We start from the raw sequence: 21,153 nt of genomic DNA, 5'->3' as shown, positions 1-21,153 counted from the left end.
GAACTCAGAAGTGAAACGCAACATCGCCGATGGTAGTGTGGGGATTCCCCATGTGAGAGTAGGTCATCGTCAGGCTTCTAAATACAAAAAAGGCCACCCCATTTGGGGTGGCCTTTTTTGTATTTAGGATACGATGAACTTCTCTTACTACCATGCAGCGCAAAGCGCTGTCATGTGAGCGCCCATGCTCCGAGGGAGCGGAGGCACGGGCGCCTGGCGGCGTCCCAACTGCTGGTGCAGTTGGTCGAACCGAGTGCCGTTTCTCAACCAGCCTCTGGTACCAAACAAAAAAGCCCTGATTGCGCGCGCAATCAGGGCTTTTTTGTTTGGTACCAGAGGCCGGACTCGAACCGGCACGCTATCGCTAGCGGGGGATTTTGAATCCCCTGTGTCTACCAATTTCACCACTCTGGCAGATTCTTCACCGACGTTAGGGTCGGCTGGAAAGGACGATGATTATAGCGATGGCCGGAGTCGGGTCAACCAGATTTGGCTCTCGAGGTGCTTTCCGTTAATCTTCGCGGCCGATTCATTAATGCCTAGACTGAACTGATGCAACGCCAGGATTTTTACTTTGATCTACCCGAATCACTGATTGCCAAGGCGCCGGCCGCCGAGCGTCGGGGCAGCCGGTTGCTGTGTCTGGATGGTTCGACGGGTGCGCTGTCACACCGCCAGTTTGTCGATATTCTGGACTTGATCCAGCCCGGCGATCTGCTGGTATTCAATGACACCCGGGTTATTCCAGCGCGTCTGTTCGGGCGCAAGGCCAGTGGTGGAAAGCTGGAGATTCTGATTGAGCGTGTGCTGGATGAGCGCCGCGCGCTGGCGCACATTCGCTCCAGTAAGTCGCCAAAGCCTGGGAGTGAAATCCTGCTGGAAGACGATACACCACTGTTGATGGTTGATCGTCACGATGCACTTTTCGAACTTGAATTTCCGCAAGAGGGGGTGTTGACGGTACTCGATCGCCAGGGACATATGCCGTTGCCTCCGTATATTGATCGGGCCGATACCGAAGCGGATAAGGAGCGCTATCAGACTGTCTATAGCCGCAACGCCGGTGCGGTTGCTGCTCCGACAGCCGGCTTGCATTTTGACGATGCGCTAATCCAGTCGCTGCGTGACAAAGGTGTGGAAACCGCGTTTGTGACGCTGCACGTCGGTGCTGGCACTTTTCAGCCGGTACGTGTTGATGACATAAATACCCACAAGATGCACAGCGAGATTCTCGATGTGTCCGCAGAAGTCTGTGATGCCGTAGCGGCGTGCCGGGCCCGTGGTGGAAAGGTGGTTGCGGTAGGTACAACCAGTGTGCGCGCTCTCGAGAGTGCGGCCGCCAACGGACAGCTAGAGCCCACTCAGGGTGAGACGGAAATTTTCATTTATCCGGGATACCAGTTCCAGGTGGTTGACCGGCTGATCACCAACTTCCATTTGCCGGAGTCCACGTTATTGATGCTGGTGAGTGCATTTGCGGGCTACCGCCATGCCATGAACGCATATAAAGAAGCTGTGGGTCAGAAATATCGCTTTTTCAGTTACGGTGACGCAATGTTGATCGAGCGCAATCCCGCTGTGGATCCCGCGGAAGTCGGGAATCTTTAGGCCCGTCATTGATGCGCAAAGCAACGGCGAAATAGATTTAAGCAGGAGAATGCCTTGAGCCGCGAATGTTTTATGAAGTTTGAGCTGGATACCACGGACGGCAAGGCCCGTCGTGGGCGGCTGCATTTCCCCCGTGGTGTGGTGGAGACCCCGGCGTTTATGCCTGTGGGTACTTACGGCACCGTAAAAGGCATGCTGCCCAGGGATGTGGAAGCGATCGGTGCTCACATCATTCTCGGCAACACCTTTCACTTGATGTTGCGCCCGGGCACGGAAGTGGTGAAGGCCCACGGCAGCCTGCACAATTTCATGCAGTGGCAGGGGCCCATTCTGACCGATTCCGGTGGTTTTCAAGTATTCAGCCTGGGGCAGATGCGCAAAATCAGTGAGGAGGGGGTTTCTTTCAAGTCTCCTGTGGATGGCAGTCCGGTATTTGTCGGCCCGGAGGAGTCCATGCAGGTGCAGCGCGACCTGGGTTCCGATGTGGTAATGATTTTTGATGAGTGCACCCCTTACCCGGCCACACCGGATGAAGCGCGCAAGTCGATGGAATTGTCCCTGCGCTGGGCCAAGCGCTCCAAAGATGCCCACGGTGACAATCCTTCGGCTCTGTTTGGCATTGTGCAGGGGGGGATGTATCCGGAATTGCGTGATGTTTCTCTGGCAGGACTGACCGAAATCGGGTTTGACGGATACGCCATCGGTGGACTGTCAGTGGGGGAGCCGAAAGACGAGATGATCAAGGTTCTCGATCACCTGGCCCATCAAATGCCGGCGGATAAGCCCCGTTATCTCATGGGAGTGGGCAAGCCTGAGGACCTGGTGGAGGGCGTACGTCGCGGTGTGGATATGTTCGACTGTGTCATGCCGACGCGCAATGCGCGCAATGGACACCTGTTTACCTTTAAAGGAGTGGTGAAGATTCGCAATGCCAAGCACCGCCACGATACCGGTCCGCTGGAGGAGGGCTGCGATTGTTACACCTGTGAGAATTTTTCTCGCAGTTATCTGCACCACCTGGACAAGTGTGGTGAAATCCTCGGCTCGCAATTGAACACTATTCACAACCTACGCCACTATCAGCGTTTGATGCAACGATTGCGGGACGCCATTGCCGCGGGAACGCTGGAAGACTTTGTGGCGTCTTTCTATAAAGGGTTGGGGCGAGAGGTGCCTCCGCTGAGTTGAGTGGACCCAAGGAGCAGCGTGGCGATTTGTGCCACCTGCCTATCCCCGTATAATCAGCTCCCAAATCTGATCGGATCGCCTCGTGGCTTGTAATTGTGCACGGGCGTCCGCATATCGTCAGTTACCAAAAAAACGTGCCCGTACTGTATTCGTGCAAGCGGGCCAGTCCAACAATGAGAACAGCATGAATCGCTTCCCCCTCTGGAAATATCTCCTGATTCTGATCATCGTCGGATTGGGGCTGTTGTATGCAGCGCCGAATCTGTATCCACCGGATCCTGCGGTACAGGTTTCCGGTCAATCCAGTGCCCTGAAAATTGATCAGAATGTGCTCAGTGAAGCCCAGAAAGCATTAGATGACGCTGGTATCGCGTACTTCGGCGGCGAAGTACAGGACAAATCAGTGTTGCTGCGTCTGAAGTCCATTGAGGAGCAGCTGCCGGCAAAGCGTGCGATTCAGGAGGCGCTCGGTCACAGCGACTACGTGGTTGCATTGAACCTGGCGCCCACGACGCCCGAGTGGCTGATGAATATGGGCGCCAGCCCGATGAAGCTCGGTCTCGACCTGGCGGGCGGTGTGCACTTCCTGATGGAAGTGGACACCAACTCCATCGTCAAGACCAATATGGAAGGTTACGTCTCCGACGTGAAATCCAAGCTGCGCGGAGCCAAAGCCCGATACCGCAGTGTGGAGCTGGAAAACGATCGAGAGATCGTAGCCAGATTCCGCAGTGAAGATCTGCGTAGCCTGGGGATGCGGACACTGCGCAGTGAATTTCCCACCCTGCAGCTCACCGAAAGTGGCGGCGGCAGTAATCTGGAAATTCGCGCCACACTGTCTGATCAGGAAATCAAACAGCTGGAAGATTATGCGGTTACCCAGAACCTGACCACCCTGCGCAATCGTGTGAACGAGCTGGGTGTCGCCGAACCCATTGTGCAACGCCAGGGGCGCAATCGCATTGTGGTGGAGTTGCCCGGTGTTCAGGATACCGCAGAGGCAAAGCGGATTATTGGTAAAACCGCGAACCTTGAATACCGCATGGAAGCGAAGCAGGACGCCCTGGTAACCAATAAAGAATACTTCGAGTACCGCAATGAGCAGGAGCGAGCGGCTTATGGTGGCGCCTGGCTGGAGCGGAAAATCATCATTTCCGGCGAGCGCGTGACCGATGCCCGGGTGGGATACGACGAAAGCGGCTTCCCCCAGGTGAACATTACCCTCGATGCCCGCGGTGGCGAACTGATGCATCGGGCTACCTGGAAGAACGTCGGTCGCCGCATGGGCACTCTGTTTGTGGAAAGCCGGTTTACCCCCGAGACCCAGATCGACGCAGAGGGTAATGAAGTGGTGGTGCAGAAGCGCACTGACGACAAGAAGATCATCAGCCTGGCGACGGTTCAGAGCCCCTTGGGTCGCCAGTTCCGCACCACCGGCTTGGGCAGCCCGGCGGAAGCCCAGGAACTGGCACTGTTGCTGCGCTCCGGTGCACTGGCCGCGCCCATGTACTTCGTTGAAGAGCGAGTGATTGGCCCCTCTCTCGGCGCGGACAATATCAAGGTGGGGGTTACTTCGGTGCAGATCGGTCTGCTCGCCGTAGTGATCTGTATGCTGCTTTTCTATCGGGCATTTGGCCTGGCCGCAAATATTGCACTGGCGGTCAACCTGGTGCTTCTGGTCGCGGTCATGTCCATTCTCGGCGCGACACTGACCCTCCCGGGTATCGCGGGCATGGTTCTGACTATCGGTATGGCAGTTGATGCCAATGTACTGATCTTCTCGCGAATACGGGAGGAGTTGCGCAATGGGCTGCCGCCGCAATCGGCGATCAATTCCGGCTTTGACAATGCCTACAGTGCCATTGTCGATGCCAATATCACTACCCTGATCGTGGCGGTCATTCTGTATGCCATCGGCTCCGGCCCAGTTCAGGGCTTCGCGGTCACCCTGTCTATCGGCATCCTGACCTCAATGTTCAGTGCCATCATGGGCACCCGTGCGTTGATCAATTTGTTCTACGGCGGTCGCCGTGTACAGAAACTCTGGATTTAAGGGGACGGTGATGAGTAGCAATACCAAAGAAGAAAACGGCAAGATCACCGAGTATATGGGTAAGCGCGTGTATGACTTTATGCGCTGGCGCAAAGTTGCGGCCGCCATTTCCATTGCGCTGGTCATTGCCTCGATCGCTGCGCTGGCAATGAACGGACTGAAGCTCGGCCTCGATTTCACCGGTGGTACGCAGATTGAAGTGGGCTACCAGAACGCCCCTAAAATCGAAGATGTACGCAGTCAGCTTGAGGATGCGGGATTTGAAGGCGCGGCGGTCGTGCGCTTTGGATCGGACAGTGAGCTACTGATCAAGTTGCCGCCGGAGGTGGCGGAACAGCAGGCGCAGCAGAATGCGCGGGAAGCGGAGGCCAATAACTCCATCGGTGACAAGGTGGTCGGTGTGCTGCGTCAGCATAGTGATGGCAGCATTGATCTGCGCCGGGTGGAAATGGTTGGGCCGCAGATTGGTGAAGAGCTGCGCGATGATGGCGGCCTCGGCATGCTGTTCGCGCTGGCGGTGGTAATGGCGTATGTAGCGCTGCGCTTTCAGTACAAATTCGCCGTGGGCGCGGTGGTGGCTCTGATCCACGACGTGATTATCGTGCTGGGCTTCTTCGCTATTCTGCGTCTGGACTTCGATTTGACCGTGCTTGCCGCAGTGCTGGCAGTGGTGGGCTATTCCATCAATGACACCATCGTGGTTTATGACCGGGTGCGGGAAAACTTCCGTAGGGTGCGTCAGGCGGACCCTGAGGAGGTGATCAATATCTCGATCAGTCAGACGCTCAGTCGGACCTTTATGACCTCGTTCACCACCTTGCTGGTACTGTGGGCGCTGCAGTTCTTTGGCGGTGAGCTGATCCACAATTTCTCGCTGGCGCTGATTGTGGGCGTGGTCATTGGTACCTTTTCCTCCGTATATGTGGCTGCCAATGTTCTGATGGCGATGAAGATTTCCAAAGAAGACCTGATGCCACCGGTGAAGGAAGGTGCGGAATTGGATGAGATGCCGTAATACAGAGATTTGACGGCAGACATAAAAAAGGCGGGTGTTACCCGCCTTTTTTATGTCTCGCAGACCGAAAGATTGGTATCGCTACCGGTTGATTGTCCGCGGACCTGGTTGTATCGCGACTTGGGCGTCACACGGCCCTCTGGGGCGCGCGAAACCCGACCGGATTGCGCGGGCTCAATGCTGGCGAGAAGAATGGAGGGAGCAGTCGAGGTCACTCGACCGCTGGAATCAGGCGCGGGGCTTCTTACCGAGAGTAATATGCTTGGGACCAGAAGTGTTGGTTTGACCACTGACCCCTTTGGGCACCTGCTCAATCTCGCCACCGCTGGCAAGGAACGCCTGAATCTGAGCTTCGATGGCTTCGCGCGACTCCGTAGAAACGGTTTCCTTGCCGCGTTTGCTGGCGCTGGATGCTTTTTTAGCCACAATTCTGTCCACTTTTATGCATGAACGGCAGATAATACCGCAATCTGTGCAAAAAATCACCCGCCACGATTTTGCTTCTTCAAGTGTGTTCCCACGGGAAGAGGCGAGTGCAGAATTTTCTGCTCCCGGAACGGATAAAGGCCTGATTTATCAGGCCTTTATCCGTTATTGATGGCGGTGCGGTGATGGGCGTCAGGGGCAGTTGCCCACCGACCAATTGCTACCATTGGTGCTGTGCAGCGTGTTCAGTCCCCAGGTAGAGCCGGCCATGGGTTCATCGCTTCCCTCGGCGAAATAGTCCGGTGCCATGGGGTTGCCGGTACTGTATGCACGGCCCGCGGTTTTCTGGTAGTAGTTGTACGTACTGTGTTCGGAGCAGGTCTCACCGCCGGAGCCGCTGCCGCCAGAGCTACTGCTGGAGCTACTGCCTCCGGAGCTTCCTCCGCTGGAGCTGCCACCACCGCCAGTGCAGGCCACTTGTGGACCGTTACAGGAGGCATCGTTATCGCGCCATTGGCACTGGCCGCCACCGACGGAAAACTCATCCAGGCGGAAGCTGGCGCTACTGTATTCCAGGTAACAATTGGCGTAGTTGGTGTAATCGAGGCGGCCTGCGGCAATATGCTGGTCGAGGGTCGCGGTGACACCCGCATCGGCGACGAAGCTTACACTCGCGCTACTGCTCAGGCCCGTCATATCCGTCGCGGTGACCGTAGCGGACCCCGCTCCGCCGGGCAGATCGCACTGTTCGCCAGAGAACTCAGTGCCAACTACTGCAGCGGTGATACTGCCATTGCTGAATGCGATGGAGACGCTTTCGAGGTCCTGATTCTGATCGACCACATTGCCACTCACTGAAACGCACTGACCGGCCACATGGGCGCTGAGGTTGCTCAGCTCTGGCGCCATGGCCGGCGGCTCCGGCCCTACGCGCACAGTAGACAGGTAGGGTTCCCCAGCGGCCCCTTCATCGTCTGTTGCGGTGACGGTGACTTCATAAAGACCATCCGCCAGCGCCGGGCTGGTCAATGAAAAAAAACCGCTGGCGTCGGTGCCTCCACTCACTGAACTGCTGGTGTTTCCCTCGAAGTTGGCGTCAACACTCTGCACGCTGCCTTCCGCGTCACTCGCATTGCCGCTGACCAATACCTGGCTGCCGCTGGTGCTGATGGCAATATCACTGAGTACCGGCCCACTATTGCGGTCGACGCGCTTATTGTTTGCGATGAAATACTGTCCCAGATAGCTGGCGTAATTAATACCAGTACCGCTAATGTAGCTGCCGCTCGCGCCCTGACCGCCAGACCAGGCGTGATCGACACCATTCAGCCAGAGCATGGAGACGCGCCCGTCCTGCCATAGAGTTTCTGTCGCGCTGCGGCCGCCGTCGGTGTAAGTGTCGGTGCCTGGCAGCTGACTCACACCGTAAACGCCGGCCATCCCTTCCGCGTTTTGGGTGTTGTAGCAGTCATCCACTGTGGTGTCGTTGGTGCCGTGGGCAATGGAGGCGATTTGTGTATCGAAATGGTCGGCGTAGCTACCGGCGTAAGAGTTGCAGCGGCTGGCGACATTAGCGGTTTCACAGCTACCGATGGCGCCACTGGAGCTGGTGCCGATACTCGGGCCGGCACTGATACCCATGCCTGCAAACACATCCGGGGCGATACACGCGGTGGTATTGGCGAAGGCGGCACCGGAGGATAGACCGGCAATGTACACCTGATTCGGGTCGATGCCCCGACTGGAATCACCGCTCATGGTATTGGCCAGGTTGACCAGATTTTTGTAATCTCCGGCGGTGCGAGAGCGGGTGCCCTGCCAGTAGGACCAGCAACTGAAGCCGGCCTTATTCATGGCATCGGGCACTGCCACGACCATGCCGTATTCTTCCGCGGCCTGTTCCAGGTTCGCGCTCAGGTAGGCGTCGATGGATTGGGTGCACCCGTGCAGTACCACCAGCAGTGCCTTGCCGTCACCAATTGGTGAGGAGGAGTCCGGGGTGTAAATATGGACCTTGTTGAAGCCGCCGATGGCGACGTTCTGTTGCCAGCTGCCGGCGTCTGCCGCTGCCGCACCCAGCATTATGGATAGACCCAGGCCGGCGCCCAGGAGCTTGCGCTGCTTGAAAAGTTTCATCGCTTTCACCGTTATTTTTATTGGAAGCAACCCCAGCCTAGCGAGGGGGCGAAACGGTGAATATGCGACCAAAGTCGTACGGGAGAAGGTGGATCAGTCCGCGTCTTCGCCTTCTGCCTGTGGGTCGTCCGCAGCGGATGGCAGGGGCCAGCCGCCCAAGTCGCGCCAGCGGTTGACGATGCCGCAGAACAGTTCGGCGGTTTTCTCCGCATCGTATTCCGCGGAGTGGGCAGCGCTATTGTCGAAGGCCATTCCGGCCGTCTGGCAGGCTTTGGCGAGTACGGTCTGTCCGTAGGCCAGTCCCGCCAGAGTGGCGGTGTCCAGGCACGAGAAGGGGTGGAAAGGGTTGCGTTTCAGGCCGCAGCGCGCGACCGCCGCGTTGATAAAGCCGAGGTCGAAGTGCGCGTTGTGCGCAACCATAATGGCGCGGGTGCAGCTGTGGCTCTTGATGGCGCGGCGAATCTGCCGAAACAGCTCCGGAAGGGCGATCTCTTCAGGCCAGGCGTCGCGGTCCGGGGAGTCGAGATCTACGCCAATGAAATCCAGGGCGGACTGCTCGATATTGGCGCCTTCAAATGGCTCTATATGAAAGCTGTGGGTTTCCTCTGGGTAGAGGGTGCCGTGGTCATCCATATTCAGGATAACCGCTGACACTTCCAGCAGGGCGTCGGTGCGGGCGTTGAAGCCCGCCGTTTCCAGGTCCAGCACTACGGGCAGAAAGCCACGAAAGCGCTGGGCCAGAAGACTTTTGGGGCCGTTGGGCGTTTCTGCTGGGGTCACGGGTATCCTGAGAGCTAAACCAATTCAAATTTGCGGCGGGGCTGGGGATTATACCCGGCGCCAGTTCAATGTTTCGCCTGCGGCCAACGGGATCAGGGCGTCGTCACCCATCTGTAGCCCGGAGGGAAGTGTCCAGGGCTCCCGCACCAGGGTGATGGTATCGCTATTGCGCGGGAGGCCATAGAAGTCGGGGCCAAAGTCGCTCGCGAACCCCTCGAGCATATCCAGTTTGCCGGCGCGCTCGAAGGCTTCAGCGTAGAGCTCGATGGCACTGAACGCGGTGTAGCAGCCGGCGCAGCCGCAGGTCGTTTCTTTTTTGCCCTGAGCGTGGGGCGCTGAATCCGTACCCAAGAAAAATTTAGGGTTGCCACTGGTCGCCGCTTCGATCAGCGCGTTCTGGTGATAGCCGCGTTTCAGGATGGGTAGGCAGTAGTAATGCGGTCGGATGCCCCCCACCAGCATGTGATTACGATTGTACAGCAGGTGATGCGCGGTAATGGTTGCAGCAACACCGTCGCGGGCTTGAGCGACAAACTCGGCCGCATGCGCCGTCGTGATATGTTCCAGAACAATTTTCAGAGTGGGGAAATCGTCTACTACCGGCCCCAGAATGTTTTCGATAAAGACCCGCTCGCGGTCGAAAATATCGATTTCGCTGGTGGTTACCTCGCCGTGCAGCAGCAATTTCATGCCACAGGACTGCATGGCCTCCAGTGCAGGGTAGATATTGGCGATATCCGTGACACCGGAGTCAGAATTGGTGGTAGCGCCGGCCGGATAGAGTTTGGCGGCTACGACTCCGGCGGAATGCGCGCGCTCTACCACCTCTGGAGTGGTATTGTCGGTCAGGTAGATCACCATTAATGGGGTGAACGGGTTCCCTTCCGGGATCGCGGCTTCAATACGCTCTTTATAAGCGAGAGCGTCACCTGCGTTGACTACCGGCGGTACCAGGTTGGGCATGACGATGGCCCGTCGAAACTGGTCAGCGGCGTCTCCCACAGTGCGCGGCAAGGCGGCGCCATCGCGTAAATGAATGTGCCAGTCGTCAGGTTTGCGCAGCGTGATTTGCTGTTTGGGCTCCACCGAATATCTCCTCCCGGATTGATCGCGGCGCCGATGCTACCCGAAGCGCCAAAAAATTGCGAAAACTGCGGTGAATGTCTCATTTCTCACCAGATTGAATGTAAAGTAGACAGGTTGACGGGCTGCTTTTTACGCAATCATTCGGCTGGCCGTCTGGTGCTAGTCGTATGCCGTTCTAGGCGCTACAATCGCGCCCCGAAAAAAGGCGGCCTACCCGCAGTTCCTGGGCACACATCCAAAAATAATCCCCCCAGTTCGAGACATTTCACAGGTGCAACGCCCCGGTAGGGCGGCAGTGTACCTGTAGTGAAGGCACAGCCCGAAAGCACGGGCCCACTATACAGAGGATAGTAATGAGCAAGATCGATAAGGTGGTATTGGCATATTCCGGCGGGCTCGATACTTCGGTGATCGTACGCTGGTTGCAGGATACCTATGGGTGTGAGGTTGTTACCTTTACCGCCGATATCGGTCAGGGTGAGGAAGTGGAGCCGGCACGCGCCAAAGCGGAAGCCCTGGGTGTAAAAGAGATCTACATCGACGATCTGCGCGAAGAGTTCGTGCGCGACTTCGTCTTTCCTATGTTCCGCGCTAATACGATTTACGAAGGTGAGTACCTGCTGGGTACATCTATCGCCCGCCCTCTGATCGCCAAGCGATTGATCGAAATCGCCAACGAAACCGGTGCCGATGCCATTTCCCATGGTGCCACCGGCAAGGGTAACGATCAGGTGCGTTTCGAGCTCGGCGCCTACGCTCTGAAGCCCGGCATCCAGGTGATCGCCCCTTGGCGTGAGTGGGATCTGAATTCCCGCGAGAAACTGATGGAATACTGTGAGCAGCACAAGATTCCGGTGGATTTTTCCAACAAGAAGAAAAAGTCCCCGTATTCCATGGATGCCAACCTGTTGCATATCTCCTATGAAGGCGGAGTGCTCGAGGAACCCTGGGCGGAAGCGGAAGAAGATATGTGGCGCTGGAGTGTCAGCCCGGAAGCCGCACCGGACAAGCCTACTTACATCACCCTGCAGTATGAGAATGGCGATCCGGTTGCCATCGACGGCGAGCGGATGAGCCCAGCGACCCTGCTGGAGAAACTGAACAAGCTCGGTGGTGCCAATGGTATCGGTCGTCTGGATATCGTGGAAAACCGCTATGTGGGCATGAAGTCCCGCGGCTGCTACGAAACACCCGGTGGCACCATCATGATGAAGGCGCACCGCGCCATCGAATCCATCACTCTGGATCGCGAAGTCGCACACCTGAAAGACGAGCTGATGCCGCGCTACGCAAAGCTGATTTACAACGGTTACTGGTGGTCCCCCGAGCGCGAAATGCTGCAGGCGGCAATCGACCAGTCCCAGTCTGTGGTGAACGGTGAGGTGCGCCTGAAACTGTATAAAGGCAGTGTTTCCGCCGTTGGTCGCCGCTCCGATGACAGTCTCTTCGACGAGAAAATCGCCACCTTTGAAGACGATGCGGGCGCTTACGACCAGAAAGATGCCGAGGGCTTTATCAAATTGAACGCCCTGCGCCTGCGTATCGCAGCGGGTAAAGGCAGAGACTTGATCTAAATCAGCCGGGAAGGGCGATTACAGCGTTTAAATCGTCGTTCCTGTGCCCACCCGGTCTACCGTGAAGGGTATAGCCGCCCCCCTATTGGTGATTATGGCGAGTACCCCCGCGTTTGACGGAAACGAATCTCTAAAAGCAACGGAAGTAACACAATGACGACTACAGTGGCAGAGGCCGGCAAGCTGCCGGACTATGACTACAACATTGTGCGCCAGTTCACCATCATGTCGGTGGTCTGGGGTATTTTTGGTATGGGCGTGGGTGTCCTGATCGCCGCCCAGCTGGCCTGGCCTGCGCTGAATGACCTGTGGCAGCCGTTCACGCATTTTGGTCGTCTGCGTCCGTTACACACCAATGCGGTTATCTTCGCATTTGGCGGCAGCGTACTGTTTGCGACCTCGTACTATGTGGTCCAGCGCACCTGTCAGACTCGCCTGTGGGGCGGTTGGCTCATTCCCTTCACTTTCTGGGGCTGGCAGGTCGTCATCATTGCCGCCGCGATTACTCTGCCGTTGGGTTACACCTCCAGTAAAGAGTACGCAGAACTGGAGTGGCCAATTGATATCCTGATCGCACTGGTGTGGATTGCTTATGCAATCGTGTTCTTTGGCACCATTGCCAAGCGTCGTACTTCCCATATCTATGTAGCCAACTGGTTCTTTGGTGCCTACATCATCACCATTGCCGCGCTACATATCGTCAACAACCTGGAAGTGCCGGTCGCGCCGTTCAAGTCCTATTCCATATACTCCGGTACCAAGGACGCCATGATCCAGTGGTGGTATGGACACAACGCGGTTGGTTTCTTCCTGACCGCTGCCTTCCTCGGCATCATGTACTACTTCGTACCGAAGCAGGCCGGTCGCCCGGTCTACTCCTACCAGCTTTCTATTGTGCACTTCTGGGCGCTGATCTCCATTTATGTATGGGCCGGTGGCCACCACCTGCATTACTCGGCACTGCCGGACTGGACCCAGAGCCTGGCGATGATTATGTCGGTGATTCTGCTGGCTCCGTCCTGGGGCGGCATGATTAACGGCATCATGACTTTGTCTGGCGCCTGGCACAAACTGCGCACCGACCCGACCCTGCGTTTCCTGGTGGTATCCCTGTCCTTCTACGGCATGTCCACGTTTGAAGGCCCGATGATGTCCATCAAGACCGTGAACGCACTGTCCCACAACACCGACTGGACCATTGGCCACGTGCATTCCGGTGCGCTGGGCTGGGTTGCGATGATCTCCATCGGCGCCCTGTATCACCTGGTACCTGTACTCTGGGGCCGTAAAGAGATGTACAGCGTCAAGCTGATCAATGCGCATTTCTGGCTCGCTACCGTGGGCACTGTTCTGTACATCGCGGCGATGTGGGTGAATGGTATTACCCAGGGCCTGATGTGGCGCGCCTTCAACGCCGACGGCACCCTGACCTACAGCTTTGTGGAGAGCGTGATCGCCAGCCACCCGGGCTACATCGTTCGCTGGTTGGGTGGTGCCTTCTTCCTGACCGGTATGTTCCTGATGGCGTACAACGTATTCCGCACCGTCACCGACGAGCCTAAAGAAGGCGAAGTGCGTCACGATGAAAACCTGCCGATCGCGAAGAATGCTTAAGGGGAAACGATCGTGAAAAATCATGACATCGTAGAAAAGAACATCGGCCTGATGATCGTGCTGATCGTTGTAGCGATCAGCTTCGGTGCCCTGGTGGAAATCGTTCCCCAGTTCTTCACCACCAATAACAATGAACCGATTGCGGGTCTGAAACCGCTGGGTCCGGTAGAGCTGGAAGGGCGCGATATCTATATCCGTGAAGGCTGCCATGTGTGTCACACCCAGATGGTGCGTCCGCTGCGTGCAGAAGTGGAGCGTTACGGTCACTACTCTATGGCGCAAGAGTTCGTGTACGAGCACCCCTTCCTGTGGGGCTCCAAACGAACCGGCCCGGATCTCGCTCGCGTAGGTGGCCGTTACTCTGACGAATGGCACCGCGCGCACCTGTACGATCCACGCAATGTGGTCCCGGAATCCATCATGCCGTCTTACCCCTGGTTGTTCGACAATATCGTCACTGGGGAACATACGGCGAGAAAGATGAGAGCACTGCGCTCTGTCGGAGTGCCCTACACCGACGAAGATATCGCCAACGCCAGCAAGCCCTTTGTGGGCGGGCGCGTTACCGAGATTGATGCGCTGGTTGCCTACTTGCAGCAGCTGGGCACCCTGGTACAGCAGAAGCGCTAAGCGAGGTAATCGGTGACTATCGATATTCTGCGGCAGATCGCCGTTGTTCTCGGCGCACTGGCATTCCTCGCGGTGTGCTGGTGGGCTTTCTCTCCCAAGCGTAAAAAGCGTTTTGAGGAAGATGCAAAGCTGCCGTTCGCCGATGAGCAGGAAACTTTAGACAAGTCCGCTCGCGAGAGCGAAAGCACCACTGGCGACGAGGCCGGTAAGAAACAGGAACAGGGGCAGGACAAATGAGTACATTTTGGAGTGTTTGGGTAATTGTGCTCACCCTCGCCAATCTCGCATTGGTAACTTGGGTTCTTTTTGCAAACCGCAAAGTGGCGGTGGACGATCAGGACGATCCGGAAAACCGCACCACCGGCCACGTGTACGATGGTATTGAGGAATACGACAACCCGCTGCCGAAGTGGTGGTTCCTGCTGTTCATCTTCACGCTGGTGTTTTCCGCGGTATATCTGGTGATTTACCCGGGCATGGGTAACTTCAAGGGTATTGCCGGCTGGACCTCTGTTGGTGCGCTGAAGGCATCTGAAGCCAAAGCACAGGCTGAGTTCAAAGAGAACTTTGGCCAGTACGTGGATATGCCAATCGAGAAAATTGCTGAAAATCGCGAAGCACTGAAAATGGGCGCGCGAATCTTTGCCAATAACTGCGCGGTCTGTCATGGTGCCGACGGTGGTGGAAACTACGGTTTCCCGAACCTGACCGACAGTGACTGGCTGTACGGTGGTACCCCGGAGAAAATCCTGGAAACTCTGCACAACGGTCGCCAGGGGCTGATGCCACCACAAGGCCCGATCATTGGTGAAGACGGTGTGAAGAATGTGACCGAGTACGTTCTGGCAATGAATGGTCTGGAGCACGATGCAGCGCTCGCCGAGCAGGGCAAACAGGTATTCGGTACCGTGTGTATGGCGTGTCACGGCGCAGATGGCAAGGGCAACCAGGCGCTGGGTGCGCCAAATCTGACCGATGATATCTGGCTTTACGGCGGTACTCGCGAAGAAATTCAGCACACCGTGCGCGGTGGGCGGAGTAACAATATGCCCTCTCAGAAAGACAAGCTGCGTGAAGACAAGATCCGTCTGGTCGCTGCCTATGTCTACAGTCTGTCGCGTCAGGAAGACGTGCAGCAGTAACAGAAAGATCCGGCGTAACTCCGCTTGCGCCGCGCCAGGTAAGGGGGCTTCCGGCCCCCTTTATCCACAGGGAAGGGCACTGCAGGGAAGAAGAACAAGCCTCATTGCAATGATTGCAGTTTCCATCCCGAGTCCCTTCGGGCAAGTGAGGTTTTGTGAGCGATAGAATCCCTACCCGGGAAGAGCAGGAAGGTGGTGGTGAAGTCCGCTATCGCATGCTCTACGAGTCCGACGACAAGGTCTATATCCGCCATATTCGCGGTGTCTACACCCGTATTCGCAAATATACCGGCCTTCCACTACTTCTCGCTTTTTTCTTTATCCCTTGGCTCAACATCGATGGGCGTCAGGCGGTGCATTTTGATTTGCCTGCGCGGCAGTTTCATATTCTCTGGGCGACCTTCGGTCCACAGGATGGCATCCTGCTCGCAGCTCTGCTGATTATTTCCGCCTTTGCCCTTTTTGCGGTCACTACCTGGCTGGGGCGGGTCTGGTGTGGGTTTACCTGTCCGCAAACGGTGTGGACACTGATGTTTATCTGGGCTGAGCGGGTGTGCGAAGGGGACCGCGCGAAACGGATGAAGCTGGATGCGGCGCCCTGGAGCCTCGAGAAGGTATTGCGCAAGGGCGGTACCCATACCATCTGGTTGCTGATATCCCTCGCAACGGCATTGGCGTTCGTTGGCTACTTTTACGGGATCCGTGATCTGGTGGTGGACCTTGCAACCTTCACCGCGCACCCACAAGGGGCATTCTGGGTTGCATTCTTTATGTTTGCGACTTACTTCAACGCCGGTTTTATGCGTGAGCAGGTGTGCAAATACATGTGTCCTTATGCCCGCTTCCAGTCGGTCATGTATGACAAGGATACCCTCGCGGTGTATTACGATGCCCGCCGCGGAGAAGCGCGTGGGCCGCGTAAAAAAGGTGTGGATCACAAGGCCCAGGGCATGGGTGACTGTATTGATTGTTATTGGTGTGTGCAGGTGTGCCCCGTGGATATCGATATCCGCGATGGCATGCAGTACGAGTGCATCAACTGCGGCCTCTGCGTCGACGCCTGCAACAGTGTGATGGACAAAATGCAGTATCCGCGGGGGTTGATCCGATTTACCTCGGAAGACGAGCTGGAAACCGGCAAGACCCAGTTTGTACGCCCGAGGTTACTGGGCTACGGGCTGATATTACTGTTGTTGATTGGCGCCTTTTCCTATCAGGTGGTTACCCGTTCTCCGGTTCAGGCGGAAGTGCTGCGCGACCGCGGGGCACGCATGTATCGCGTGTCTCAGGGTATGGTGCAGAATGTCTACACGGTCAAGATCAATAACATGGACCAGCGGCCCCACGAATTCAGCATCCGTGTTACCGGTAAGCCCGGATACGATTACTCCCTGCGGATGCAACAGAATCCACTGGTGAACCCCGGGGAGTTATACTCCGTGCCCATCCGGGTCAGTGTGCCGAAGAAGCAGCTGCGGGACACCAAGCACGATATCTATATCGAGATTGAGGCAAAGGACGCGCCGGAGCTCAATGATCGGCACAAGACCGTATTTATTGGCCCCAAGTAGGTGCGAATAAAGTGGCCAGGGATGAGCACCTTACAGCATTACCGCTCCAACAATTTTTATCAGATTTTGGTTGATTGATTCAGTGTCACAAAAAGCAAATTCCAGCAAGTCTGCGCCCTGGTTTCGGGAACCCTGGTTCTGGATGGTGATGTCACCATTGATTCTGGTGGTGATTGTTTCGTTCGTTTTGGTGTCGATTGCCGTGCGTCATGGTGACGATGTGGTCAGTGATACCTATTACAAAGACAGCCGCCTGTACCACTACAGTGCTGAACAGGATCAGCGGGCAAAAGATTTGAACCTGGCAGGGATGATTCTGTTCTCCCCGCAAGATCAGTCCGTCTCTCTGGACCTGCGTGGTGAACTGTCCACTTATCCTGCATCGCTGGTACTGATACTGAGTCATCCGGTGGAGGCGGATCTGGATGAGCGCATCGTGCTGGAAGAAATATCCGCCGGCCGCTACCGGGGGCAGGTCGCAGCTCCCCTGCAGCATCGCTGGTATCTGCAGGTGACGCCAGAAGTAGACGCGGAGGGCGCGCAGACGCCTGAGTGGCGCCTAAAGGGCGAAATCAATTTCAATATCGGCAACGGAGTGCCCCTGAAGCCCGCCGAGCAGTGACTCGATGAATGGATCACTCTTAAACTCCGCCGATATACCCGCCAAGAAGTCGGCTACCGCCTCCTCGCAATCCCCGGCAATCGAAGACGGCTGCTTTCACTGTGGGCTCCCTGTGGCCGAAGGCAGCAACTACTCCGTTACCATCGATGGCGTGGATCGCGCCATGTGCTGTCCCGGTTGCGAGGCGGTGGCGGGTGCGATCGTGGCAGGTGGGCTGGATAATTTTTATCGCTTTCGCGAGCAGAACAGCGAACGCCCGGAGGAGGCGCCCGAACAGCAACGCTGGCAGGCCTACGATCTGCCACAGGTGCAGAGTGAGTTTGTGCGCGCGTTTTCCGATACTCTGCCCGGCGTTGAAAGCCTTCAGTCCCCGCAGGTGGCAAGTCTGCTGGTGGGGGGAATCACCTGTGCCGCCTGTGTATGGCTGATCGAAAAGCAGCTGCTGTCGCTCGCCGGTGTTGAGCGGGTATCGGTCAATGCCAGTACTCACCGCGCACAGATCGTGTTTGACCCGGGCAGGGTGGCGCTCAGCACCATTTTTTCTGCCCTTGCCTCCATCGGCTATCGCCCGTCACCGGCCACCGCTGCGAACAGTGAACGCTTGCTGCAGCAGGAGCGCCGTGCGGCCATCCGCCGTCTCGGCGTCGCGGGGCTGGGCACCATGCAGGTAATGATGTTTGCCATCGCCCTGTATTTTGGTGGCAGCAAAGGTATCGATCTGCAGTTTGAGCAGTTTTTTCGCTGGGTGTCACTGGTGGTCGCCACCCCGGTGGTCTGTTACGCGGCACAGCCATTTTTTGGCGCCGCCTGGCGCGCACTGCGCAGCGGCCACCTGGTAATGGATGTTCCGGTTTCCCTCGCCATCGGTCTTGCATATGGTGCCAGCGTATACGCCACGGTATTTGATACCGGTGAGGTGTATTTCGAGTCGGTTTCCATGTTCACCTTTTTCCTGCTATTGGGCCGCTTTGTGGAGATGCGAGCTCGGCACAAAGCGGGCCTGGCCAGCGGTGGCCTCGCTCAACTGCTGCCGCTGGCTGCGCTGAGGTTGGGAAGCGACAGCACGGTGGAATCGGTTCCGGTTGCCGCCCTGACCGAGGGTGAGCTGATCCTGTTGCGGCCGGGGGATACGGTGCCGGTAGATGGAGTGGTCACAGACGGCGCCAGCGGGGTGGATGAATCCGTGTTGACCGGGGAATCTGCACTGCAGCAGAAGCAAGTGGGCAGCCTGGTATTCGCCGGTAGCGTCAATGGCGATTCCTCCCTGACGGTGCGTATTACCGCGGCGGGCAGCGGCACCCGCCTGTCGGCTATTGAAAAGCTGGTGGAGCAGGCACAACTGGATAAGCCCGCCCAGGCGGCGCTGGCAGACCGTATTGCCGGGCGGTTTATTGCCGCAGTCTTGATGATTTCGGTGGCGGCTTTTGTATTCTGGTGGCAACAGGAGCCGGGGCGCGCCTTCTGGGTGGCACTTTCTGTGCTGGTTGTTACTTGCCCTTGCGCCCTGTCACTGGCAACCCCCGCGGCGCTCGCTGCGGCGACACTACGCCTGCAGCAACTCGGGTTGCTGGTGGCACGGGGGCATGTGCTGGAAGCTTTGCCCAGAGTGACGCGCGTGATATTTGACAAGACGGGGACGCTGACCGAAGGCACACCTCAGCTGCGCGCTATCCTGCCATTGCGCGAAGGGATGAACGAGGCGACCGCGCGCGATATTGCAGCGGCACTGGAGGCCCAGAACAATCACCCGCTGGCGAGGGCGTTTCGCCCCTGGTTTGGGAATCTTGCAGCCAGCAGACTGCGCTCGGTTACAGGCCGTGGGGTAGAGGGGGTTTGCGATAACACGGTTTATCGTCTCGGTTTGCCCGAGTTTGTGCTGGCGCTTGCGGAAACCTCCGTGGCTACCGCGTCGTGCCGGGCGCCGACCGCGCAAGGGCAGTGGCTGATGCTGGGGGACTCCCGAGGGCCTGTGGCCTGGCTGGGGCTGGGTGATGAACTGCGTCCGAGCGCACCGGACTCTGTGTCGATGTTGGCCTCAGCGGGCGTGTCAGCCGAGTTACTCAGCGGCGACCAATCCGCCGAAGTGCCACGTATCGCGGAGTCCGCCGGAATTGGCGATTATCGCGCCGGAGCCTCGCCGGAAGACAAGCTCCGCCGCCTGAAGGCACTACAGGAGGAGGGCGAGCGGGTGCTGATGATTGGCGACGGCATCAACGATATACCGGTGTTGTCGGGAGCCGATGTCTCAGTGGCGATGATGTCTGCGGCAGATCTGGCCCAATCCCGTGCGGACGCCATTCTCCTCCAGGGCGATCTGCGAGCAGTGCCGCGGGCCTTTGCCTTGGCGGGCAAATGTCGCACAATTATTCGCCAGAACCTGGGTTGGGCGATCCTGTATAACGCCCTGGCATTACCACTGGCGTTCCTCGGGCTTGTTCCGCCCTGGGCTGCGGCTATTGGCATGTCTCTGAGCTCTCTGATCGTGGTGATCAACGCTCTGCGTTTATCCCGCTGGCAGCCGGCGCACTAAAGCGACCGGCGCACCGGCTACCCGTTTTTACGTCCAGCGCGAGGTGTGAGTGGACAGTATCTTTTTATTAGTACCCATTGTGATTCTGTTTGTTGCCGGCGCGGTAAAGCTGTTTTTCTGGGCGGTCAACAGTGGTCAGTACGACGACCTGGAGACCGAAGGCCGCCGCATCCTGTTTGATGACGACGTGCCTCCTTCCGCCTCACCTGACGCCAAACGCCTATCCGCCGAAAATGACGAACGGAAGGCCGACTGATGCCTGAATGGAGTGTGCTGGCCGCGGCGTTGGCAATTGGCTTTTTGGGCAGCAGCCACTGTATCGGCATGTGCGGGGGAATTTCCGGTGCACTGGGGCTGGCGGTGCCGGGCGAGAGTCCCCAGTGGCCACGGTTACTCGGTTATTCTGCGGGCCGGATCGCCAGTTATGCGCTGATGGGGTTGATCGTTGGGACTGTCGGTGCTTTTCTCGCGGTGGACCTCGCTGCTGGTCTTGCTCCACTGCGCGTTGTTGCGGGCCTGATGCTGATTGCGATGGCGCTGTATCTGGCGAATTGGTGGCGAGGCCTGGTGTGGCTGGAGCGAGGTGGTGCCGTATTGTGGCGCAGTGTGCAGCCGCTCTCGCGCCGACTGCTGCCGGTTCAATCTACTCCGCAGGCACTTGCTTTGGGTGCTCTGTGGGGCTGGCTGCCCTGCGGGTTGGTGTACAGCGCGCTCACCTATGCGCTGGCACAGGGTAGTGCGTCGCAGGCGGCGCTTGCCATGTTGGCGTTTGGTCTGGGTACGGCACCTGCCGTGCTGGCAACGGGGGTGGCAGCAGCGCGCCTGCGCACACTGGTACAAAGGCCGGGGGTTCGCCTCTCGATGGCTTCTCTGGTACTGGTGTTCGGAGTGTGGACTCTATGGGGCGGGCTAGGTCACGGCGATCACGGTCAGCACAGCGGCCATGGGGAGCACCACATGCACCATCCCCAGTCCCATTCGTCCCCCGGATCGGAGCCGCAGAGCGGCCCGCATTCTCATCGCCATCACACCGCTCATCCAGGTTTGGATGTTGAGTCTGGCGACGGAGCTGTTGACTGATTCTCTCCTTCGAGTTTGGCGTCCGCCCGATTCTGGCCGCGGTCGGGGGATAGGGGTAAACTGGCGCAATTATGACCGGTGGTCTGGCCGCCTTGGCT

General features: G+C 57.6%; 18 protein-coding genes and 1 tRNA gene. 14 read left to right on the top strand and 5 right to left on the bottom strand.

What is annotated here, in order from left to right:
- Positions 1–327: 327 nt before the first annotated feature.
- Positions 328–414, bottom strand: a tRNA-Leu gene (locus AAFH99_RS13600).
- Positions 415–552: 138 nt separating this feature from the next.
- On the opposite strand from AAFH99_RS13600, the gene queA reads away from it, so the two are divergent.
- The 4 genes from queA to secF all read left to right on the top strand — a co-directional run bounded on the left by queA (position 553) and on the right by secF (position 5,864).
- Entirely contained in the window at positions 553–1,608 is a 1,056-nt protein-coding gene (gene queA, locus AAFH99_RS13595) for a tRNA preQ1(34) S-adenosylmethionine ribosyltransferase-isomerase QueA (RefSeq protein WP_406827979.1), read from the top strand.
- 54 nt (positions 1,609–1,662) lie between these two features.
- Positions 1,663–2,796, top strand: coding sequence for a tRNA guanosine(34) transglycosylase Tgt (tgt, locus tag AAFH99_RS13590; protein ID WP_406827978.1), 1,134 nt, complete (start codon positions 1,663–1,665; stop codon positions 2,794–2,796).
- A gap of 184 nt (positions 2,797–2,980) precedes the next feature.
- Positions 2,981–4,849, top strand: coding sequence for a protein translocase subunit SecD (gene secD, locus AAFH99_RS13585; protein WP_043321083.1), 1,869 nt, complete (start codon positions 2,981–2,983; stop codon positions 4,847–4,849).
- Between the two features lie 10 nt (positions 4,850–4,859).
- On the top strand, positions 4,860–5,864 hold the full coding sequence (gene secF, locus AAFH99_RS13580; protein ID WP_051687427.1) for a protein translocase subunit SecF: 1,005 nt from the start codon (positions 4,860–4,862) through the stop codon (positions 5,862–5,864).
- Positions 5,865–6,092: 228 nt separating this feature from the next.
- Here the strand turns inward: secF and AAFH99_RS13575 are convergent, their stop codons facing one another.
- The 4 genes from AAFH99_RS13575 to pyrC all read right to left on the bottom strand — a co-directional run bounded on the left by AAFH99_RS13575 (position 6,093) and on the right by pyrC (position 10,292).
- Positions 6,093–6,290 (bottom strand): hypothetical protein, encoded by a 198-nt coding sequence (locus tag AAFH99_RS13575; RefSeq protein ID WP_043321079.1) that lies wholly within the window; start codon positions 6,288–6,290, stop codon positions 6,093–6,095.
- Between the two features lie 192 nt (positions 6,291–6,482).
- Positions 6,483–8,426, bottom strand: a complete 1,944-nt coding sequence (locus AAFH99_RS13570) for a PHB depolymerase family esterase (RefSeq protein ID WP_406827977.1) — start codon at positions 8,424–8,426, stop codon at positions 6,483–6,485.
- Between the two features lie 93 nt (positions 8,427–8,519).
- Positions 8,520–9,206 carry a ribonuclease T gene (gene rnt, locus AAFH99_RS13565; RefSeq protein WP_043321051.1) on the bottom strand — a complete coding sequence of 229 codons (687 nt, stop codon included), beginning with the start codon at positions 9,204–9,206 and terminating at the stop codon, positions 8,520–8,522.
- Between the two features lie 48 nt (positions 9,207–9,254).
- Positions 9,255–10,292 (bottom strand): dihydroorotase, encoded by a 1,038-nt coding sequence (gene pyrC / locus AAFH99_RS13560; protein WP_406827976.1) that lies wholly within the window; start codon positions 10,290–10,292, stop codon positions 9,255–9,257.
- A 353-nt stretch (positions 10,293–10,645) separates the two neighbouring features.
- Between pyrC and AAFH99_RS13555 the strand changes: the two genes are divergently transcribed.
- The 10 genes from AAFH99_RS13555 (at position 10,646) to AAFH99_RS13510 (ending at position 21,055) form a co-directional block, all read left to right on the top strand.
- The gene (locus AAFH99_RS13555; RefSeq protein WP_043321049.1) at positions 10,646–11,866 is read left to right on the top strand and encodes an argininosuccinate synthase; all 1,221 of its coding nucleotides are present in this window, start codon (positions 10,646–10,648) and stop codon (positions 11,864–11,866) included.
- A gap of 153 nt (positions 11,867–12,019) precedes the next feature.
- A complete protein-coding gene (gene ccoN, locus AAFH99_RS13550) occupies positions 12,020–13,480 on the top strand; it encodes a cytochrome-c oxidase, cbb3-type subunit I (RefSeq protein ID WP_043321047.1) in 1,461 nt (486 codons plus the stop codon).
- Between the two features lie 12 nt (positions 13,481–13,492).
- Entirely contained in the window at positions 13,493–14,110 is a 618-nt protein-coding gene (ccoO, locus tag AAFH99_RS13545; RefSeq protein ID WP_406827975.1) for a cytochrome-c oxidase, cbb3-type subunit II, read from the top strand.
- Positions 14,111–14,122: 12 nt separating this feature from the next.
- On the top strand, positions 14,123–14,347 hold the full coding sequence (locus tag AAFH99_RS13540; RefSeq protein ID WP_043321044.1) for a CcoQ/FixQ family Cbb3-type cytochrome c oxidase assembly chaperone: 225 nt from the start codon (positions 14,123–14,125) through the stop codon (positions 14,345–14,347).
- Positions 14,344–15,252, top strand: coding sequence for a cytochrome-c oxidase, cbb3-type subunit III (gene ccoP, locus AAFH99_RS13535; RefSeq protein ID WP_197023902.1), 909 nt, complete (start codon positions 14,344–14,346; stop codon positions 15,250–15,252). Before AAFH99_RS13540 ends, ccoP begins: the two co-directional genes overlap by 4 nt.
- Before the next feature lie 155 nt (positions 15,253–15,407).
- Positions 15,408–16,823, top strand: a complete 1,416-nt coding sequence (ccoG, locus tag AAFH99_RS13530) for a cytochrome c oxidase accessory protein CcoG (RefSeq protein WP_043321042.1) — start codon at positions 15,408–15,410, stop codon at positions 16,821–16,823.
- An 82-nt stretch (positions 16,824–16,905) separates the two neighbouring features.
- Positions 16,906–17,445 (top strand): FixH family protein, encoded by a 540-nt coding sequence (locus AAFH99_RS13525; protein WP_406827974.1) that lies wholly within the window; start codon positions 16,906–16,908, stop codon positions 17,443–17,445.
- A 4-nt stretch (positions 17,446–17,449) separates the two neighbouring features.
- Positions 17,450–19,975, top strand: coding sequence for a heavy metal translocating P-type ATPase (locus AAFH99_RS13520; RefSeq protein ID WP_406827973.1), 2,526 nt, complete (start codon positions 17,450–17,452; stop codon positions 19,973–19,975).
- Between the two features lie 49 nt (positions 19,976–20,024).
- The gene (ccoS, locus tag AAFH99_RS13515; RefSeq protein WP_043321040.1) at positions 20,025–20,231 is read left to right on the top strand and encodes a cbb3-type cytochrome oxidase assembly protein CcoS; all 207 of its coding nucleotides are present in this window, start codon (positions 20,025–20,027) and stop codon (positions 20,229–20,231) included.
- Positions 20,231–21,055 (top strand): sulfite exporter TauE/SafE family protein, encoded by an 825-nt coding sequence (locus AAFH99_RS13510; protein WP_406827972.1) that lies wholly within the window; start codon positions 20,231–20,233, stop codon positions 21,053–21,055. Before ccoS ends, AAFH99_RS13510 begins: the two co-directional genes overlap by 1 nt.
- Positions 21,056–21,153: the final 98 nt, after the last annotated feature.

Source organism: Microbulbifer sp. ARAS458-1, assembly GCF_045348205.1.
Taxonomy (GTDB): Bacteria; Pseudomonadota; Gammaproteobacteria; order Pseudomonadales; family Cellvibrionaceae; genus Microbulbifer.
This window is presented reverse-complemented; position numbering and strand designations above follow the sequence as displayed.

Excerpts from the sequence above, each read along its gene's own strand:
- queA (WP_406827979.1), top strand. The coding sequence starts at position 553 with ATGCAACGCCAGGATTTTTACTTTGATCTACCCGAATCACTGATTGCC.
- secD (WP_043321083.1), top strand. The coding sequence starts at position 2,981 with ATGAATCGCTTCCCCCTCTGGAAATATCTCCTGATTCTGATCATCGTC.
- secF (WP_051687427.1), top strand. The coding sequence starts at position 4,860 with ATGAGTAGCAATACCAAAGAAGAAAACGGCAAGATCACCGAGTATATG.
- AAFH99_RS13570 (WP_406827977.1), bottom strand. The coding sequence starts at position 8,426 with ATGAAACTTTTCAAGCAGCGCAAGCTCCTGGGCGCCGGCCTGGGTCTA.
- AAFH99_RS13555 (WP_043321049.1), top strand. The coding sequence starts at position 10,646 with ATGAGCAAGATCGATAAGGTGGTATTGGCATATTCCGGCGGGCTCGAT.
- ccoN (WP_043321047.1), top strand. The coding sequence starts at position 12,020 with ATGACGACTACAGTGGCAGAGGCCGGCAAGCTGCCGGACTATGACTAC.
- ccoP (WP_197023902.1), top strand. The coding sequence starts at position 14,344 with ATGAGTACATTTTGGAGTGTTTGGGTAATTGTGCTCACCCTCGCCAAT.
- AAFH99_RS13520 (WP_406827973.1), top strand. The coding sequence starts at position 17,450 with ATGAATGGATCACTCTTAAACTCCGCCGATATACCCGCCAAGAAGTCG.
- AAFH99_RS13510 (WP_406827972.1), top strand. The coding sequence starts at position 20,231 with ATGCCTGAATGGAGTGTGCTGGCCGCGGCGTTGGCAATTGGCTTTTTG.